This is a genomic window from Roseibium sp. (genome assembly GCF_048261595.1).
Taxonomy (GTDB): Bacteria; Pseudomonadota; Alphaproteobacteria; order Rhizobiales; family Stappiaceae; genus Roseibium.
Genome location: NZ_JBLXFW010000001.1, coordinates 302332 through 322236 on the forward strand (window position 1 = coordinate 302332; position 19905 = coordinate 322236).

The following is a 19905-nucleotide window of genomic DNA, read 5'->3' on the forward strand; positions in this document are numbered from 1 at the left end:
CTAATTCGTCCAAATTCGGTTGTGACGCCGGTGTTATCCGACCGAGCCTTCCAGTGAGATCGAAATCAGCTTCTGGGCTTCGACGGCGAATTCCATCGGCAGCTGCTGGATCACGTCCTTGACGAAGCCGTTGACGATCAGCGCCACGGCGCCTTCCTCGTCGAGACCGCGCTGGAGGCAGTAGAACATCTGGTCATCAGAGATCTTGGAGGTGGTCGCCTCGTGTTCGAAGACCGCCGATGCGTTCTTGCTCTCGATGTAGGGCACCGTATGCGCACCGCAGTCCTGACCGATCAGGAGACTGTCACACTGGGTGAAGTTGCGGGCATTGGATGCTTTCTTGTGAGCCGACACCAGACCGCGGTAGGTGTTCGACGACTTGCCCGCCGAAATACCCTTGGAGATGATGCGGCTGGACGTGTTCTTGCCCAGGTGGATCATCTTGGTGCCCGAGTCGATCTGCTGATAGCCGTTGGAAACGGCGATCGAGTAGAACTCACCGACGGAATTGTCGCCGCGCAGGATGCAGGACGGGTACTTCCAGGTGATGGCAGAGCCGGTCTCAACCTGGGTCCAGGAGATCTTCGAGTTCTTGCCGCGGCAGTCACCACGCTTGGTGACGAAATTGTAGATGCCGCCTTTGCCCTGGCTGTCACCCGGGAACCAGTTCTGAACCGTGGAGTACTTGATCTCCGCGTCATCCAGAGCGACGAGTTCAACGACAGCCGCGTGCAGCTGGTTTTCATCGCGCTGGGGAGCGGTACAGCCTTCCAGGTAGGACACGTAGGCGCCCTTGTCGGCGATGATCAGCGTGCGCTCGAACTGGCCGGTGTTCATCTCGTTGATGCGGAAGTAGGTCGACAGTTCCATCGGGCAGCGAACGCCTTCCGGGACATAGACGAAGGATCCGTCCGAGAACACCGCGGAGTTCAGCGTGGCGTAATAGTTGTCGGTCACCGGAACCACGGAGCCGAGGTACTTCTTCACCAGGTCCGGATATTCCTTCACCGCCTCGGAGATCGAGCAGAAGATGACACCGGCCTTCTTCAGCTCTTCCTTGAAGGTGGTGACAACGGACACACTGTCGAAGACAGCATCGACGGCGACGCGGTTCTTCGGCTCGACGCCGGCCAGGATTTCCTGTTCGCGCAGCGGAATGCCGAGCTTCTCGTAGGTCGCCAGCAGTTCCGGATCGACCTCATCGAGGCTCTTCGGGCCTTCGACGGACTTCGGAGCCGCCCAGTAGTAGAGGTCGTCAAAGTCGATCTTCGGATAGTCGACACGTGCCCAGTTCGGCTCTTCCATGGTCTGGAAACGGCGCAGCGCATCGAGGCGCCATTCCGTCATCCATTCCGGCTCGCCCTTCTTGGCAGACAGGAAGCGGACGGTTTCCTCGGACAGGCCCTTGCCGCCCTTTTCCGACTCGATGTCGGTGACAAAGCCGTATTTATACTGGTCAACATCGATCGCTTTGACCTGATCGATCGTCTCCTGCACAGCGGGCATATCAGTACTCCGTTACACGCGGCCTTACGGCCCCGCAATTGCTCGTCTTGTCGCCTCCTCGAATGGCCGGAGCCAGAGAAGACTGTTTGGTGCAACGCCCCGAGAGGCGCTGAATTCGTCAGGCCGCCCGGTTCCGGGCCGCCGGATTGAGCCGGTCCACGATGGACGGCCAAACCTCTAGAAAACGGCTGACATCCTCCTCAGCCGTGTTCCAGCCAAGGCTCACGCGCAGGGCGCAGCGAGCCAGGCCTTCCTCCACTCCCATCGCGCTGAGCACATGGGAGACAGAAACCTTTCCCGACGAGCAGGCCGAGCCCGACGACAGGAAGATATTTTCAAGGTCGAAGGCAATCAGCGCGGTTTCCGCAGGGACACCTTCAACTGCAAAACAAAGCGTGTTCGCCAGACGGGGCGCACCTGCGCCGAACACCGTCACCGACGGACATATATGGCGGATACCGGCTTCCAGCGAGTCCCGCATGGCTGCAATGCGGTCGGTTACTACCGCTTCCTGCGCCGCCAGCTCCGCCGCAACCCCGAAGCCGCAAATGCCCGCAACATTCTCAGTGCCTGCGCGTCGCCAGTTCTCCTGACCGCCACCGGTCAGAAGAGGCGCCGGAACGCGGGCCGTGGAGCGAACCACGAAAGCACCCATACCCTGAGGGCCGCCAAACTTGTGCGCGGACAGCGTCACCGCATCCGCCTGCCAGGCATCCAGGTCGATGGGCATGCGCCCGGCGGCCTGAACCGCATCGACATGGAAGAAACCATTTGCCTCGGCTGTCATACGCCCGATATCGGCAAGTGGTTGTATGACACCCGTCTCATTGTTCGCCGCCATGACGGAGACGAGAACACGCTCGTCGCCAGCCAGCATCTCTTTAAGCGCGTCAAGTCGGACAACGCCGTTCCCGTCAACCGGGATGACGCCCTGCCTGGACACCGGAAACCGGCCGCCGGAGGCCACAGAGGGGTGCTCGGTGGCCCCGCGCAGCAGTCGGTCGAGATAGACCGGCTCGCCCTGATCCTGCCACTGTGGCGTCAGCACGGTCATATTGGCTTCCGTGCCGCCGGACGTGAAGGTCACCGCACGGGATCGTGCCCCACATAGTCGCGCGACGGCCTCGCGTGCTTCCTCGATGCGGCCCCGCGCCTTACGGCCCGCGCCATGCACCGACGAGGCATTGCCGGCATCGAGCAACACTTCAAGCATGCGCTCGCGCACCTGCGGGCGCGTGGGTGCACCCGCATTGTGATCGAGGTAAACCTGAGGCCGCCGAGACGCCATTGCCGTTTCGATATCCCGTTAAACCAAGCCCGACGCAGTTTTCGTCGCCCCGCATCACGGAAAACTTGAAATTTTCCGCGCGGATGACGTAAACGTGCCCCAATCCGAATTGAGGACGCGCCCGTCTGACACCATATGGGGTACCGGGAGCGTGCCGAGTTTCGAATAATTCTAAACAAGGTTTTAGAAACTCGGAACCTGTTAGTCAAGTTTGGACTTAGGGGTTTCACGTATCTAAATCGGTGCTCCGGCGGGCGGCTTTCAGCGTTCCGGAGACAATAAAGGAAACAACGCTTCATGCCTGAGGTGATCTTCAACGGTCCCGCCGGCCGGCTGGAAGGCCGGTTCCATCCCGCAAAGAAGCGCAATGCGCCGATCGCGCTGGTTCTTCATCTCCACCCGCAGTTCGGCGGCACGATGAACAACCAGATCGTCTATCAGATGTATTACATGTTCGCGCAGCGTGGGTTCGCGGTTCTCCGCTTCAACTTCCGCGGTGTCGGCCGGTCTCAGGGCAGCTTCGACCACGGCCAGGGCGAACTCTCGGATGCGGCAGCGGCGCTCGACTGGGTACAGACCGTACATCCGGATGCCCGCGCCTGCTGGATTGCCGGCTTCTCCTTCGGTGCCTGGATCGGCATGCAGCTTCTGATGCGCCGCCCGGAAGTCGAAGGCTTCATCTCGGTTGCGCCACCCGCCAACCTTCATGACTTCTCGTTCCTGGCGCCCTGCCCGTCTTCCGGCCTGATCGTTCACGGCGACAACGACAAGGTCGTGCCGCAGAAGGACGTGCAGACGCTCGTCGACAAGCTGAAGACCCAGAAGGGCATCGTGATCGATCACGAAATCATTCCGGGTGCGAATCACTTCTTCGAAAATGACATGGACGACCTGATGGAGCGCTGCGGCGGCTATCTCGACCGTCGCCTCGGTATCACGCCCCAGGATTATCTGCCGGTCGAATGATCCGCGGCAAGAACCGACTTCAAAAGCCCGCCACCCGGCGGGCTTTTTTATTGTGTCGCCTCAGGTGACGATGGTGCTGCTGACAAAATCGGCCCCCGACGATTGAGAGCGCCGCCCCGGACCTGATCCGGGACCGTCGATGCCGGACAACTCGACTCTGGATCAGGTCCGGGGCGGCGCCGGGAAACTCGGTAACGGTCCGATGGACACGATCAAAAACAAAAAGGCCCGCGAAATGCGGGCCTTGTAATATTTTCTTCAACCGATCTCTTACTCGCCCGGGGTCCAGGCCTTGTAGTCGCCGGTAACCGTCGGGCGGCTTTCCGGGGTCAGGATCGAGCCTTGCGGGCGGTAGGCCTCGGCGGTTCCGGTACGGTTGCCGTGATGCGGCTTTTGCCAGCTCTTTGCGTAGTAGGTCTCGTCCGTCGGGGGCGTATCGACGCGGTGGTGCATCCAGCCATGCCAGCCCGGAGGGATCATGGAAGCCTCGGCGGGTCCGTTGTAGATGACCCAACGCTTCTTGCCTGCGCGCTCACGGTAATACTTGTTGCCGAACTCGTCCTCGCCGACGAACTCGCCCTTGCGCCACGTAAAGAAACGGGTGCCCATGGTCTGGCTGTTCCACCAGGTGAAGATCTCGAGCAGGAGGTTTTTCATCCCCGAGGCGTCCTTCGTGCTTCGCGCCGGGTCAGCGCCCGGATTTTATCCTTCACCGGCGCGGCACTCCAATGGATCGGAAGCGGCCAGTGTTATTCGCGCGGAATATGAAGGCAAGGCACCGATCTGTCCAGTGCCGGGGCGCATTAGACCAAGGCTTCTTCAGGTTTTATTGGCCGGGAAACTTTTGGCCAGTCACCGAGAGGCGGCGAGTCGCGGCCGAGAGGGGCGCTTGGCCGTTGCGAAGGCACGCTGATCGCGGGGCGGCACCGGAGCATCCTGCTCGGCATCGTCTTCGCCCTTCTGGGCGTTGAATTCCTTCTCGACGGTTCCCTGGACCTCGACCAGACGCCTGATCGCCTGCTCATGATAGGTCCTTGCGTTTTCAAGGGTCTGGATCTTCTCGGCCTGCTCGTCAAGCGCACGTTGGATGCCGTGAATATTGTAAAAGCCGGAATTTTCCAGAACCAGCGGCCGGTCATCGTTCACCAGCCAGCGCAGCCGGTTGTAGAGCGTGGCGGGCGAGACAGGCTTCACCAATATATGGTGTGCCCCTGCCCGGAGCGCTTTGTCGACCAGCGGACGGGTTCCGTGAGCCGTGACGAAAAGAATCGGAACGTAGCAGAGCGGCTCCATGTGGCGATGGCGGACCAGGCGCAACAACTGGTAGCCGGATGTCGGCGCCATTCGCCAATCGGTCAGAATCACGTTCGGCGGTTCGGCGAGCATGGACTGAAGCGCCTCGTCGGCCGAATCGAACGCCCGCACTCTGGAGACCTTGAAACTCAGCAGGATGGATCGAATGATCGTCTGCATCGGCTTGCTGTCCTCGACGATAACCACGTCAAGATCCTCAAGGCCAAGCCCGTATGCGGTGTGATGTTTCATAGTCCCTGTCAGCCCTCGCCATTCCCTAGGGCGTCAGGAAAACAGGCCGCGTTTAAACCCCGCTGAAATCGCCGGCCGCGTTTTTCTTCAAATTTTCATAGAATCGTTGAACATTAAAACGGCAGCTGGAAAACGCGCGATTTCAGAGCGCAATCGGCATTTTCTCCAGCTTTTGCAAAACCTCCCCACTATCCACAACACCCCACAAGATTTAGCGCTTGCCCACAAATTGGACACAACTGCTTGTCGTTCGCGGCTTGACGTTAAGAACCCGTTTACACTAGTTTCCTAAACATCACGGTGTGCGTATCAGGAAGCGGTCTTCCGGTTCCAAACCTCCAGTTTTCAAGTGCCCGAGTAGCCACCTGAATCGGCAGACATGCTGTTCAGGGGATCGGTTTTCGTGTGTCTGGCCTCCAGACGCATAGCGTGACAAAGCTGTTGATGAACACTATATCTAGTAGCCATCTACAGTCAGGATACCAGATAAGGGTTTTGCACTGACACACCCCTAAGGGTGGCGGCGCAAACAGGTTGATCGCCGATAGCAGCTTGGCGGTCATGATGCGGGTGACAGACGAGGTCGGGCGGGGACTGAAAATTGGCCCGATCCTTCGAAGACAAGGGGACATGGAATGCGGATAGAGCGGCGCTACACCAAAGAGGGTCAATCTCCCTACGCCGACGTTGAATTCCGGAAGGCCACGAGCGAGATTCGCAATCCGGACGGCTCCATCGTCTTCCGCCTGGAAGACATCCAGGTGCCGGCCCAGTTCTCCCAGGTCGCGTCCGACATCCTGGCCCAGAAGTATTTCCGCAAGGCCGGCGTCCCGGCCAAGCTGAAGGCCGTTGAAGAAAACACCGTTCCGTCCTGGCTGTGGCGCCACGAAGCTGACGAGAAGGCACTGAAGAAGCTGCCGGAGGCCGATCGCTACAGCTCGGAGACCGACGGCCGTCAGGTTTTCGACCGTCTCGCCGGCACCTGGACCTACTGGGGCTGGAAGGGCGGCTATTTCGATGGCGAAGCCGACGCCCAGGCATTCTATGACGAACTGCGTTACATGCTGGCGACCCAGAAGGTGGCGCCGAACTCCCCGCAGTGGTTCAACACCGGCCTGCACTGGGCCTATGGCATCGACGGCCCGAGCCAGGGTCACCACTATGTCGATTTCCAGACCGGTGAACTGGTCAAGTCCGCAAGCGCCTACGAGCATCCCCAGCCGCACGCCTGCTTCATTCAGTCGGTCGAAGATGATCTCGTCAACGACAACGGCATCATGGACCTTTGGGTACGCGAGGCACGCCTGTTCAAGTATGGCTCCGGTACCGGTTCCAACTTCTCCCGCGTCCGCGGCGAAGGCGAGCGCCTGTCCGGCGGTGGCAAGTCCTCCGGCCTGATGAGCTTCCTCAAGATCGGCGACCGGGCAGCGGGCGCGATCAAGTCCGGCGGCACCACCCGCCGCGCGGCCAAGATGGTCGTGGTCGATGTCGACCATCCGGACATCGAGGAATACATCAACTGGAAGGTCAAGGAAGAGCAGAAGGTGGCGGCACTCGTCACCGGTTCCAAGATCTGCCAGAAGCACCTTTCCGCCATCATGAAAGCCTGCGTCAACTGCGAGGCTGACAACGGCGAATGCTTCGACCCGGCCAAGAACCCTGCCCTCAAGCGGGAAATCAAGGCTGCCAAGAAGATGATGGTGCCGGAAAACTACATCCAGCGCGTCATCCAGTTCGCTCGCCAGGGCTTCACCAAGATCGAGTTCCCGACCTACAACACGGACTGGGACTCCGAAGCCTACCTGACCGTTTCCGGCCAGAACTCGAACAATTCGGTCCGCGTCACCGACGGCTTCCTGAATGCCGTTGTCGAGGAAGGCGAATGGGACCTGATCGGCCGCCGCACCGGCGACACGGTCAAGACCGTCAAGGCCAAGGAACTGTGGGAACAGATCGGCTACGCTGCCTGGGCATCCGCCGATCCGGGCATCCAGTACCACACCACGATCAACGACTGGCACACCTGCCCGGCCTCGGGTGAGATCCGCGCGTCCAATCCGTGCTCGGAATACATGTTCCTGGACGATACCGCCTGTAACCTGGCGTCCATGAACCTGATGCAGTTCCGCCGCGAGGACCGCTCCTTCGACGTGGAAGCCTATGAGCACGCCACGCGTCTGTGGACCATCGTTCTGGAAATATCGGTTCTGATGGCGCAATTCCCGTCCAAGGAAATTGCCGAACTTTCCTACCGCTACCGCACCACGGGTCTGGGCTATGCCAACATCGGCGGCCTGCTGATGACCTCCGGCATCTCCTATGACAGCGACGAGGGCCGCGCGCTCTGCGGTGCCCTGACCGCGATCATGACCGGTGTCGCCTATGCCACCTCGGCCGAAATGGCCGGTGAGCTCGGCGCCTTCCCGGGCTACGCGGACAATGCAGAGCACATGCTGCGCGTCATTCGCAACCACCGCCGCGCCGCTCACGGGGAAGCGGCTGGCTATGAAAAGCTGAACACCGCACCGGTGCCGCTGGATCATGCCTCCTGCCCGGACCAGACGCTGATCGAACGTGCCCGCAAGGCATGGGACCGCGCCCTGGAACTCGGCGAGAAGCACGGCTACCGCAACGCCCAGACGACCGTGATCGCCCCGACCGGCACCATCGGCCTCGTCATGGACTGCGACACCACGGGCATCGAGCCGGACTTTGCCCTGGTGAAGTTCAAGAAGCTGGCCGGCGGCGGCTACTTCAAGATCATCAACCGAGCCGTGCCGGAAGCTCTGCGCGTGCTTGGCTACTCGGAAAGCCAGATTGCCGAGATCGAAGCCTACGCGGTCGGTCACGGGTCCATCGATCAGGCCCCGGCGATCAACCCGTCGGCTCTGACGGCCAAGGGCTTCACCGAGGAAAGCCTCGCCAAGCTTAAGAGTGGCATGGCCTCGGCCTTCGACATCAAGTTCGTCTTCAACCGCTGGACGCTTGGTGACGAGCAGATGAAGGCGCTCGGCGTCACCGAAGAGCAGCTGAACGATCCGGAGTTCGAGCTCCTGCCGTTCCTCGGCTTCTCCAAGGCCGACATCGAGGCCGCCAACACCCACGTCTGTGGCGCCATGACCCTGGAAGGCGCTCCCTTCCTGAAGGCAGAGCATCTTCCGGTGTTCGATTGCGCCAACCCGTGCGGCCGCATCGGCAAGCGCTTCCTGTCGGTCGAAAGCCACATCCGCATGATGGCCGCGGCACAGCCGTTCATCTCCGGCGCGATCTCCAAGACGATCAACATGCCGAACGATGCGACCGTCGAGGACTGCATGGAAGCCTACATGCTGTCCTGGAAACTGGCCCTCAAGGCCAACGCGCTTTACCGCGACGGCTCCAAGCTCAGCCAGCCGCTCAACGCCCAGCTTCTGGCCGATGAGGACGAGGATGAGGACGATGCAGTCGAGGCCATCGCCGCCAAGCCGCTTGCGGCCCGCGCCGAGGTCGTCGCAGAACGCATCGTCGAGCGGATCGTCGAACGGGCCGTGCGCGAACGCGAAAAGATGCCGGACCGCCGCAAGGGCTACACCCAGAAGGCGCGCGTCGGTGGCCACAAGGTCTATCTCACCACCGGTGAGTACCAGGACGGCCGTCTCGGCGAGATCTTCATCGACATGCACAAGGAAGGAGCCGCCTTCCGCTCGCTGATGAACAACTTCGCCATCGCGATCTCCCTCGGCCTGCAGTACGGCGTGCCGCTGGAAGAATATGTCGACGCCTTCACCTTCACCCGCTTCGAACCGGCGGGCATGGTTCAGGGCAATTCGGCGATCAAGAACGCGACGTCGATCCTCGACTACATCTTCCGCGAGCTGGCCGTGTCCTATCTCGGCCGTCACGACCTGGCCCATGTGCCGCCGGAAGCCTTCGGCAACACATCCATCAGCGGCGCCTCGGAAGGGCGCGGCGGCGATCAGCCGGCCGTTGTCTCCCATGGTCTCGTCCGTGGTCAGACGGAGCGTTTCCGCCTGGTCTCCGGTGACGAGCCGGCAGGCAACCTGACCAATGCGGTCTCCGGTTCGACGGCAAATGCGCCGGCAGCCCAGACGTCGGCAGTGGCCAAGGCCTTTGCCCGCGGTTCCGAAGCCGTGGCAGCGGTGGAAGTGACAACCGCTCCTGCCCCGCAGACGACCTCCGCGGCCCAGCAGATCGCCCAGGCTCGCATGAAGGGATATGAGGGCGAGAGCTGCTCGGAGTGCGGCAACTTCACCATGGTGCGCAACGGCACCTGCCTGAAGTGCGACACCTGCGGCTCCACCAGCGGCTGCAGCTAAGCCTCGGGCCTCTGGCCTGATGTCCCGAGTCGCATAGGATGGCCAATTTAGGCCAATAAACGGCTCAAACGGCCCTGAAACGCGAAACCCCGCCCATCGGAGACGATCGGGCGGGGTTTTAATGTCAATGCCGGGCCATTTGTGGACGGCCAGGATTGGACAGACCACGTCAGTAGAGCCGACGACACCAAATTGTTCGTCTTTTACATTCGAGGACGTTCGACCAAACAAGCTATTCAATCGGGTCAATTCGGTCGATCATTCGCCCATCGAACACAAGCAGTTGGTGATCCACGTTCGCAACGAAGTTCCGGACACTCACCAGATCTTCGCTCGTCGCGATTAGGATCTGCGCGCCTGACGAAGCTACCCGTGACGCCTCGGCAATAAGTCCTGCGACACTGGTCGAAGCCGCTTCCTGCTGTCGCGGCTCATCGAAGACAACCAAGCCCGGATGATTAGTCGAACCTGCCTTTACAGCGTCGACTAACCCGAGCTGATACGCCCATTTCAATCGGATGCTATCGCTCGCAGAGAGCTCGAATCCAATTTCAAACCCTTCCTTTTCCGGTCTATAGCTGTCCTTCGAAACCGTAAGATCCTGAGGCGGAAAGGTGATAAATCCATACCTTGCGAGCTGGCTGCGGATGGAGGCTTCCAGGACATCTACCTTCTTGACGTCGTCCACGCTCAGGCGTTCGGTCGGCAACTCCTTGCGGTCGGCCAGCAAGTTAGCCCAAGTCGCGGCTAGATCGACCAGGCTGTTGATCTGCTCGTCGAAGTGCGCTTCCACATCTCGAAGCTGATTGAGCCGTTGTTCGATCCGGAGACGTTCCTCGATGAACGACGCGGAGGCGGCGTGTGATGGCGCGATCAGATCGGACTTCAGCGCTCGAAGACGCGCCGTCTGCTTTCGCAGCTCTTCTCCAGTGGTTACGAGTTCCAGGTCCAGCTCGCGAATGATCGCGACCGATCTGTCCGCGAGGCGCTTGAATGCCTTCCTCTGCGCATCGATGTATTCGATGTTGTCTTCTAGGGACATAACGGCTTCCAAGGTGCCTTGGGGAAGCAGCGTATCATCGATCGGCTGCTCGCAAGTTGGGCAGTGGTTGGGGTGCAACTCACGGGAAATGGTCGATCCGAACTTCTGCAACTTCAGAGCATCTTTGTTTTTCCTTAAATCTTCCTCAAGTTGAAGGGTCCGCTGATCCGTGGAGGCTTGCTGAACCAGTTCCACCTGGCGCGCCCGGAAGATTGTCGAACGCTCAGAGTTGAGCATTTGGATCTTGTTCGCCAACTTGTCAGCTTCCACCGCAGCACCGTCTGCGATCATCTCCACCTCGGGTATGCGTTGCTCCTCCAACATTGTTAATTCGGTCGCAAGCTCAGCGATGCGATTGCCAAGCTTGCGCCAGCCGTCGCCCTCGAAAACCTCGAGATAGGCACTACGGACATCCCCCTCGATCGCAGTGGGAGCATTGGGAAGCGCCACAGCTCGTAGACCGGATGCAGAAGCTAACGCGTTGATCGAGTCTACAGTCTTCGTCCAGTAAGTTCGTGCTGCGATCGCACGAAGCTCGATATCCTGCCGCCGCAACTCGTTCTCGTGCGTGTCGAAATCCATGAGGAACTCGACGGCGCGTCTATGGACCTCGCGAATCCGGAATTGCGTTGGTATTGCTCCCGGTATCGTCGTCCAGCCGACCTTCTGCTCAACGAAAAAGAGGGGAAAGATCGTCTCGACGTAAAGGGGACACTCGCCGCCGTCGTACCGCTTCACCGTCGGCAGGTCCCAGTCCATGAATCGAGCTAGCCTGCGGTGGAATCCTGCCTCACGCTGTGCGCCACCCGGATCGATGACGAAGTAGTCGCGTCTCTCGTATTCCCCAGGCCCCTCTGAAAGCTCCGGCCCCTCTACCACGTTCACTAGGCGATAATCGCCCTCCGCGACGACATTGCGCCGAACCGTCATGTGTTCGCCGCGCGCGTTCACGACTTCGATCGCTACGTAGGATTCAATGACATCCGCGCGGGCACCCGTGCGTGGATCCTCCACATAGTCGCGCATTGCATATGAGAGCGGAATGCCGCGCTTCGGGCTCAGCATCTGCTCAAGCCCTAGAGCGTAAAGAAACGCATGCAGCAGGGTAGACTTGCCCGAGGTATTCGGCGCGTGCAGGATCGTAAGCCCTCGCTTGAGCGAGACGTCGGTCCCGTAAAGGCCCGCACTCGTCTGCACGCGAAGCCGGATGTGGCTAATCGTCAGCGACATTAGAACGCTTCCATCTTCATGATTCGATCAACTACCTGCTCGCTGACCAATTTACCGACCTCGTCAAGGAAGGCGATCTCTTCGGAGAGCAGGCCTTGCTTCCGGATCTCCTTTGCGGCCGCCTTTCCTTCGTCACTCAGCGCGAGTGCTTTCCCGCCGCGCACCTCGATAAGGCCCTTCGCCTTAGCAAAGGCTGCGGCCCGGTTGACCCATGGCTCGATCCGGACCACTAGGTCGATTGGATCACGCCGACGCGCTAGTACATCACGCGTCTTGTCTCGAAGAACCGCGGTGCGGCTGAGATGCGCCAGAAAATGTACTTTCTGGATGGAGCATTTTTGCCCGCGCGAAGACGCGAGCACCAGTATTAGAAGCGACTGCCCCCAGCCGACCCGGAGGTCGCCGGGAACCGGCTCTGGTCTCTCGGTCACCGAGAAGTCGCCGGTCAGCACTGATCGGAAAATGTTGGTCTCAACCATCCTAATTGAGCCTCAGTGGGCAGCGCATCAGCCAGTCGCTAACGACGCCGAACGCAATTGTCTCCGCTGTCCCAAGATCCAAGTTAGGCACGGCGGAGATGATGTTCGATTTCAAGGAGTCGATCTCAACTTCGAGGCGGTCAACACTATCCGAGACACGCGCACCCATCCTGAGCCTCCGCAGCCTCTGCGCCACCATCCGGGTTATCTCTTCGTAAGCGTCCGGCGCTAGGTTGCGCAGCTGCGAAACGGCGTTCTGACATTCCAAAAAAACACGAAGCGCGTCGTCGATAGCATCTTCAAGCTCGCTGTCATTTTCGAAGCGAACTCCAAGCTTTTTTCGAAGATTTTCGGTCAGGTTTTGATTGCTGTCGGCCATTTTAGCTACTTCCGACTCGGTCGGGATAGTCACCAACGGCCTGATGCGTTTCCGAAGCAAGATGCGCCTGTCCCAAGACGCTTGGTCAAAATCGTCCTTGTCGTGCACCAGTATCTGGAAGCCCGGATCGACGTAGGCTAGGTTCTTTTGGATTACTTCCGTGGTCTTCTTCAGCGCGTGCTGTACCACATCCCGACTATCATGGGTCGGAACGGCAAGTATCCACCGCTTTATTCTATACCCATCAAACATCCTCGCAGCGCCCTTCGACGTATCACAGAACTTGTTGATATCCGTCGTTATTTTGGACTTCTGCTTGGTAGCTCGTACCGCAATGTCTACCGGCTCTTCAACAGCATAGCACTGGTACACCACGTGCTTGTCGAGACAAAAGTAATCGAGGCCGCAGTCACCTTTGTGCTTCGCAGGAACTTTCTGCACGTTTTCTGGCCCGAATTGATCTTGGATGAGTCGGAGGACGTGCGCCTCCCACTCGTCCCCATCCCATGCGTCAATGTTCACGATCACCCTAGCCCATTTACAAATTCTACGGAGAGACACGCCAGTTCTGGCATAGAGCGCAAACACAAGAATGCAGACCGCCCCTCCCCCACACACTGTAGTTGCAATTTTTATTTTGAAAAGTCGATCTTTATAGTCTTGGAGATCTCGAGATCACGGCGATGTTGCCCCCCAAAAAAGTCTCTCACCGCTTACACAGCCAATCCCGGATAGCCTGGAGTTTCCTTTCAGATCCGCATGAGGAGCGGTCAATCGGCCCGAACCAACACCTCGACAAACTTAAAAATCCGGACCATCGCAAGAGTATCGAGCTCGCAATACGCCAGAAGCGCCTTTCGCAGTTGCGCGCGCTTTTCCGGATCTTCCTCGTTGATCATCTTGTTCCAGCCATCCATTGCCGCAGTACCGTCGGCAATCTCCATCTCCTCATAACTCAATTCCGGAACGACAACGGGAAGGACCTTCTTGATGGATGTCGATCCGTTAAAACGGATATCGACGTATCCTGTCTTGAACACATCCATCAGATCGACTGTTCGCTCGACAAGACCAAGGAGGAAATATGCCTTGTCAGGAAAGGCCTCGGCCATCTCCTTGTTTCGTGTGTTCTCGAAAGCCCTGTTCCAGGTAATGACGGAGCCAGTCGCACCAATAGCCCCTTCCAGAGCCTCCACCAATGGACGTGGTTGCTCTGGCCGATCTGCCAGATACTCCACATGTTCGAGCCCTCCGTCCTCCTGGAGGACATGAAGGGAAAACTGAAAGGGAACCTGCTCCTGGGGCCCTGCGCCATCAACGATTGGAACGGCAGAAGCGTATGTCTCGTAGTCGAGGAAATAGAGTGGGTATTTCAAAACACCTATGAAGTTTTCAATGTCAGCCAAATCGATATACGGAGCACCTGAAATGTGGGCCTTAATAATCGGCTGCTGAAGCTTAGTGACCTCATCAAGTTGGATTTGATCCAGAGCGAAACGGCCGTCCGCAACGAAGGACGCAAGCTTGGCACCAGACAATCGTGGGAGAGCGTAGATGGAACGCTCCGGGATCCCCGGATTGAAGTAGTCGAAACTGTCACAATGGTGAGAGCGGCTGAGATTCAGACAGGTGCATGAACTCTCGTCGATCGCAGCTTCTCCTAAAAGAGAGAGCGCATCCTCAATTTGCTGTTCGGTCTCCTCGATCAGCCCCTTAACGCGTGTGGTCTCATCTGCGAAAATCAGAAGTCCAGCTGGATCTATCTCGCCGTCCCGGACGTAGTCCTTGTTCAGATGTACAATGAAGACGTTTCTGACTTCGCGACCAGTTTTGGCGGCAGCGATCGCCTGAAACGCCGCGTCCTTCAGTTGGTTGTGAGGGCTGCTGTCCTTAACGCTCGTCGAAGACTTGATTTCGAATATATCGATGGATCCGTCTTCGTGTGTGCGTAGCATGTCCGCTCGAGCATATAGCCCCTCCCCCGTCTCGAATACGTCTTGAAACGAATAGGCGTCAGCATCCGGTCGGGATTGCACCAACCGCTGCACGTAGCGCTCAACCTCATAGCCTTCTCGAGCCAACTTCTTAGCATATTCGGACTGCTCACCCTCAGGATAGACATCTGGCTTGCGTTGCTTGAGCCAGAGCGACTTTGGGCAGTTGAGATACTGTATGAAGTCTGTTTTCGAAAGCATTGAACCACTCAGGAATTTGTTCAAATACATTATCACGGGCAATTGATAGAAATTTCAATTACTGATTTAATTCCTCTGTCATTCACCAGGATTAAGCCAACCAATTCGAGGGTGGACAAATGGGGAAGAACATCGTCGTTTGCTGTGATGGCACTGGAAACCAGATTGAAAAAAATCTCTCCAACGTTCTGAAACTTTTCCGTGTCTGCCGCAAAAATGAAGAGCAGCGCGTCTATTACAACGCTGGCATTGGAACAATTGGCTCCAGCGATGCATGGGCCAGATACCGCCAAAACGCAAAGGCCGTTTTTGAACTGGCCACAGGGTATGGCCTGGATGACGATATCCTTGCTCCATATGATTTCATCTGCCGTAATTATGCTGACGGCGATCAATTATTCCTGTTCGGCTTCAGCCGTGGAGCTTACACAGCACGAGCACTTGCAGGCTTCATCCATATGGTCGGGCTCATTCCTATCGACCAGCTAAATATCGCGAACTACGCCCTTCGCGCCTACAAACAAGCCAGTCTTGAAGGCGACTTCACCGTGCCCTGGCACTTTGCAAAAGTATCTGGCGCCAAACCTGCACGCATCAAATTCCTCGGTGTCTGGGACACGGTAGCCTCTGTCATTGTCCCGCGCCCAGATCGTCTGATCCCCCAACTGCTCACCCTACCCTACACACGGAAAAACCCAAGCGTCGAAGTGTTCCGCCACGCAATGGCGATTGACGAAAGACGGCGAATGTTTCGGCTTAATCGGTGGGAAGAACCGCAGCCTTTCGTGAAAAATCCCTTCGACAAAAAGGCTGAACCCGTTTCCCAGGACATAAAACAGGTTTGGTTTGCGGGATGCCATTCCGATATCGGAGGAGGCTACCCGGAAGAAGAGAGTGGCTTGGCAAAATTCCCCCTCGACTGGATGCTTCGAGAGGCGATAGCCCATGGCTTGAAAGTCAACCCTGCAACCCGAAACTACATCGTTCTTGGCAAAGCGCGAATGGGCTCAAGTGTACGCTATACAAAGCCGGATCATTTGGCAGATGCGCATGACTCCCTCACTGCGGGCTGGCGTCCCCTCGAGTATCTCCCGAAATCTGCAAAATGGATGGAATGGTCCCGACGCAAATTGGCTTGGATGTACCTGCCGCAGGCTGAGCCGCGGATGATCGGGGATTCGGCTAGAAAGCCAATCATTCATAAGTCCGTTGTCGATCGGAAAAATGCTTCAGACTATGATCCGGAGAACCTCCCCACGGATTTCGATACCGAGTCATGAATTTGAACCCGACAACTCGGAGCAGTGACAGACGTATGCCATTCGGATCTATCATTGTTGGATCGAGCGTACTTCCAGCAATTACCGAGCCAATCCATTCATCGATGAGACCACACTGGCCATGTGCAAAAATGTAATGAGGAATGAGGGGCGGCTATGTTTTTCTTTGACCATGAACAACGAACCGGATTCCGACCCAAATCACTGTTCGATAAAGAAGTGGGGAGCCTGCAAAACGAGATTTTAGCGTATTTGAAGCTACCTGAAAAGGAACGCATGCAGACCGATGTTCCACCGGTCTGGAAATACTCCTTCGAGCCTGATGTTCTGACGGCACTCTCAAGGCTTTCCTACCACAAATGCCCCTTTTGCGACACGCCAACGACAGCACTGCAAGCATACCGTTTCCGCCCTCCGGCCCACGCGACGCCAAGCAAAGGCGTGGCGGACAAATATTCCTATCTGTGGCTTGCCTTTAACTGGGAGAACCTCTTTCCGATCTGCCAAGGTTGCCTGCCGACAGACAAGTCATATTTCCGTGTGCGCGGTCGGCGCGCGTATTTCGATCCGCTGGCGCCCTATGTGGATCCGTTTTTACCAGGTTTGCATTTAGACGAAAGGCCGGTGCTTTATTATCCCGGTGAATTGAAAACACCCTACAAGGCCTTCGAAATCAATCACAGGGGCGAACTCATTCAAACTTCGGGTCGGGCACCTGAAACACTCAACCAGTTCAAATTGAACCGGCCGGAGTTGGTTGAAGCGCGCGCAAGGGCGATACGTGAACAAAGAGGTCTTCTGCGCAAAAAACGAGTGTTTTCAGAAGAGATGAAATCTCTACCGGCAGCCTCTTTTGCGGGTGCTCGCTATCTCTTTCTCGTCCAGCTTGCCGATCAGATAGGACACCGCTTCGGGGGCAACTTCGCTAAATCACCTGATGGCATCGTGACGGCATACCAGACCTGGTTTCGATCTAATATCTATGACGAGGCAATAGAAGAAGGTCTGCTGAGCTTCGACGAAAAGGGATCCGAAACCATTTTGCAGGTAGCTCCAACTGATCCGCAAGCAGGTACGGCACCAATCCTCATTTCATCGAGTAACCAAGTATCAACGTTAGAAGGTGCGGGACCGCAAGCGCCAACATCTGACGCTGGACTCTATTCTATCCGGCATCCGCGCCTCACGCAGGTCCGCATTACTAATTTCAAATCGCTGGAACGCATTGAGTTTGATATTCCCGCGCAACTGAGCGATGCGGAGCGTAAGCTGGCCATGATGGAGGAGCTTTCGGAGGTTCCCGCGGCACCCGCCGTGATGATCCTCGGCGAGAATTCGACCGGCAAGAGCAGCATCCTCGAAGCCATTGCGCTCGCCTGCCTGCCGAAAGACCAGCGCAAAGGGCTTGAACTTAATCCCGGCAGGCTAACCACCAATCCAAGCTACATGGGGGCCGAAGTGGGCAAGGCCTCGAAGCAGCCCCTGCGCAAAAGTAATGTGCAACTAACCTTCGAGGATGGGAAGCGCTTCACGCTCGACATCGACCAGGACGGCATCCGCACCGCTTCCAGCGGCGGGCGCGATCCGGACGGACAGCCCCATCTCTTTGCCTATGGTGCGCACCGGCTATACGGCAAGGCGCACCGGGTAGACGAGTTGCGCCACGTCGATACGCTTTTCAGCGACGAAAAGCAGATTTCCAATCCGGAAGCCTGGCTGACCCGGCTCAGCCGAGAACGGCCGGAGGCCTTGAATGAGGTCGTTTCCGCGCTTCGCCACATCATCCAGATCGATGGCCGTTTCGAGCATATCGAGGTAAGACGTGACGAAGACGACGAGACGGACATCTGCCTGATCAAGATCGTCAAGGAACGCTCGGATGGCACCAGCTATTCGCTGTTCCAGAGGCTCGATGTCGCATCCTCCGGCTACAAGGCCGTGCTTGCAGTGGTCTGCGATATTCTTCAAAAGCTGATGGAGGAGAAAAAGCTCGAACCGCACAGGGCACGCAACGCTCATGCCATCGTGCTGATCGATGAGATCGAAGCGCATCTACATCCGCGATGGAAGCTGCAAATAGTCTCTGGTCTGAGACGTGCGCTGCCAGGCACAACCTTCCTTTTTACAAGCCACGATCCGCTTTGCGTGCGAGGCATGTTTTCCGGCGAGGTGATGATGCTCAATCGCTTCCAGAACGCGGGCAGCGCGAAAGGCGGGGAACTGCCGGAGGTGGTGGAGCGGGTGTCCGACTTCGGCAACATCGGCGCGCTGACTGTGGAACAGCTGCTGACCTCCGATATGTTCCAGCTCTTTTCCACCGACGATCGCAAAACCGAAATCGCCTTTGCGCGCGTGGCAGAAATCCTAGCACGCGAGGAGCACGAGGACCTCTCACAGAACGACCTCGATGTGCTGGCGGAGTTCCGGCGCGAGATCGGCGATGCGCTTCCCTACGGTCGCACCGAGGTGAGCCGTGTTGTGCAGGAGGCGGTGGCCGAATACCTAGCGCAACGCCGTAGGTCGGGGGCGGACAAGATCGGGGACCTTCGCAATAAGGCCAAGAAGGAGATCAAGGGATTTCTTAAGGAGATCCTCGAATGATCCAGACTGACCGTTCGAAGGTGCAGGCGCCTTCCGTGCTCAACGAGCCGTTCAGGAGCGACGGCAAGACAGAACTTGAACGGGTGACCGCACACAGGAACGGCCCTGACAGGGACAAGTCCTTCGATTTCAGCCGCTACAAGTCGGCGGCGGTGAAAGAGGCACTGGAGCAGCTCTTTCACGGCAAATGCGCCTATTGCGAAAGCTTCTATTCCTCCACCCAGCCAGTGGATGTCGAGCATTATCGGCCCAAGGGCAAGGTGGAAGACGACGATGCCCATCCCGGCTACTGGTGGCTCGCGATGGAGTGGAGCAACTTGCTGCCCAGCTGCATCGACTGCAACCGTCGACGCAACCAACGCACGCCGATGGCCGACCGCCAGGATCTAGTGGAACTGGCTCGCACCGGCGATCTCAACCGCGCCCGTAAGCTGGCAACTGGCAAAGCCTGTGCGTTTCCGCTGGCCGACGACGGCGTCCGCTGCACGGCCCCGCCTGGCGAAGAAACGGACCTGATCGCGGAGAAGGCGCTGCTGCTTGATCCAACACGTGACAATCCAGACGATCACCTAGTTTTTGTCATCAGCCGAGAGCATCAGATCAGCCTAGTGGGCGCAAAAGCGCAAAGCGAAGGGGCCGGTGCCCTATTGCCGCCCGCTACGGACGACGTAGGGGGTGTGAATACGGCGGCCAACGCGGCGGGCGTCAGCTCCAGGGGAGCCGTTTCAATTCAGGTCTATGGACTAAACCGGCTCGGGCTTGTTCAAGCACGCACGCGGGTGTTACGCGATCTGGAAATGCTTCTCGAAATGTCGATCGGCCTCACAGAACTGTCTCTGAAGATCGCCGCGCGCAACGACGATCTTTCGGCCGAAAAGGCCGGAGCATCGGTCACTAGAGCTAGAGAATTGAAGGACGAAATTGACTTCAACAAATCGATCCGGAAGAAGATCGATTTTTACTCTGGTGAAATAAAAAGTCGATTTGCAGAAATGATAGCACCCGATGCCCCTTATTCCGCCGTTTCCCGCGCATGGGTGAAAGCCTATCTGCAACATTGAAATAGTGGATACGGTTG

The 19905-nt window shown here is 57.9% G+C and carries 13 protein-coding genes; 5 read left to right on the forward strand and 8 right to left on the reverse strand.

What is annotated here, in order from left to right:
* Nucleotides 1-33: 33 nt before the first annotated feature.
* Together sufB and ACN0SY_RS01335 are read right to left on the reverse strand one after the other, a co-directional pair.
* Entirely contained in the window at nt 34-1506 is a 1473-nt protein-coding gene (gene sufB, locus ACN0SY_RS01330; protein WP_417683958.1) for a Fe-S cluster assembly protein SufB, read from the reverse strand.
* 118 nt (nt 1507-1624) lie between these two features.
* Nucleotides 1625-2794, reverse strand: a complete 1170-nt coding sequence (locus tag ACN0SY_RS01335) for a cysteine desulfurase family protein (RefSeq protein ID WP_417683959.1) — start codon at nt 2792-2794, stop codon at nt 1625-1627.
* Between the two features lie 297 nt (nt 2795-3091).
* Here ACN0SY_RS01335 and ACN0SY_RS01340 point away from each other — a divergent pair, with 297 nt between their 5' ends.
* Nucleotides 3092-3760 carry an alpha/beta hydrolase gene (locus ACN0SY_RS01340; protein ID WP_417683960.1) on the forward strand — a complete coding sequence of 223 codons (669 nt, stop codon included), beginning with the start codon at nt 3092-3094 and terminating at the stop codon, nt 3758-3760.
* 270 nt (nt 3761-4030) lie between these two features.
* Here ACN0SY_RS01340 and ACN0SY_RS01345 read toward each other — a convergent pair whose 3' ends face one another.
* Nucleotides 4031-4417, reverse strand: a complete 387-nt coding sequence (locus ACN0SY_RS01345; RefSeq protein WP_417683961.1) for an NADH:ubiquinone oxidoreductase subunit NDUFA12 — start codon at nt 4415-4417, stop codon at nt 4031-4033.
* Between the two features lie 195 nt (nt 4418-4612).
* Nucleotides 4613-5305 carry a response regulator gene (locus ACN0SY_RS01350; protein WP_417683962.1) on the reverse strand — a complete coding sequence of 231 codons (693 nt, stop codon included), beginning with the start codon at nt 5303-5305 and terminating at the stop codon, nt 4613-4615.
* A 635-nt stretch (nt 5306-5940) separates the two neighbouring features.
* On the opposite strand from ACN0SY_RS01350, the gene ACN0SY_RS01355 reads away from it, so the two are divergent.
* A complete protein-coding gene (locus ACN0SY_RS01355) occupies nt 5941-9621 on the forward strand; it encodes a vitamin B12-dependent ribonucleotide reductase (protein ID WP_417683963.1) in 3681 nt (1226 codons plus the stop codon).
* 232 nt (nt 9622-9853) lie between these two features.
* On the opposite strand, the gene ACN0SY_RS01360 is transcribed toward ACN0SY_RS01355, so the two are convergent.
* From ACN0SY_RS01360 to ACN0SY_RS01375, 4 genes are all read right to left on the reverse strand, one after another.
* The gene (locus ACN0SY_RS01360; protein WP_417683964.1) at nt 9854-11893 is read right to left on the reverse strand and encodes an AAA family ATPase; all 2040 of its coding nucleotides are present in this window, start codon (nt 11891-11893) and stop codon (nt 9854-9856) included.
* Nucleotides 11893-12372, reverse strand: a complete 480-nt coding sequence (locus ACN0SY_RS01365; protein ID WP_417683965.1) for a hypothetical protein — start codon at nt 12370-12372, stop codon at nt 11893-11895. Before ACN0SY_RS01365 ends, ACN0SY_RS01360 begins: the two co-directional genes overlap by 1 nt.
* Nucleotide 12373: 1 nt before the next feature.
* Complete coding sequence (locus tag ACN0SY_RS01370) at nt 12374-13273, reverse strand: hypothetical protein (protein ID WP_417683966.1); 900 nt, start codon at nt 13271-13273, stop codon at nt 12374-12376.
* Between the two features lie 248 nt (nt 13274-13521).
* Nucleotides 13522-14970 carry a DUF2779 domain-containing protein gene (locus tag ACN0SY_RS01375; protein ID WP_417683967.1) on the reverse strand — a complete coding sequence of 483 codons (1449 nt, stop codon included), beginning with the start codon at nt 14968-14970 and terminating at the stop codon, nt 13522-13524.
* 95 nt (nt 14971-15065) lie between these two features.
* Between ACN0SY_RS01375 and ACN0SY_RS01380 the strand changes: the two genes are divergently transcribed.
* From ACN0SY_RS01380 to ACN0SY_RS01390, 3 genes are all read left to right on the forward strand, one after another.
* Nucleotides 15066-16226: a DUF2235 domain-containing protein gene (locus ACN0SY_RS01380; protein WP_417683968.1), complete on the forward strand. Its 1161-nt coding sequence runs from the start codon at nt 15066-15068 to the stop codon at nt 16224-16226.
* A gap of 156 nt (nt 16227-16382) precedes the next feature.
* The gene (locus ACN0SY_RS01385) at nt 16383-18827 is read left to right on the forward strand and encodes an AAA family ATPase (protein ID WP_417683969.1); all 2445 of its coding nucleotides are present in this window, start codon (nt 16383-16385) and stop codon (nt 18825-18827) included.
* On the forward strand, nt 18824-19888 hold the full coding sequence (locus tag ACN0SY_RS01390) for a hypothetical protein (protein ID WP_417683970.1): 1065 nt from the start codon (nt 18824-18826) through the stop codon (nt 19886-19888). The genes ACN0SY_RS01385 and ACN0SY_RS01390 overlap by 4 nt, the downstream gene beginning before the upstream one ends.
* Nucleotides 19889-19905 lie beyond the last annotated feature (17 nt).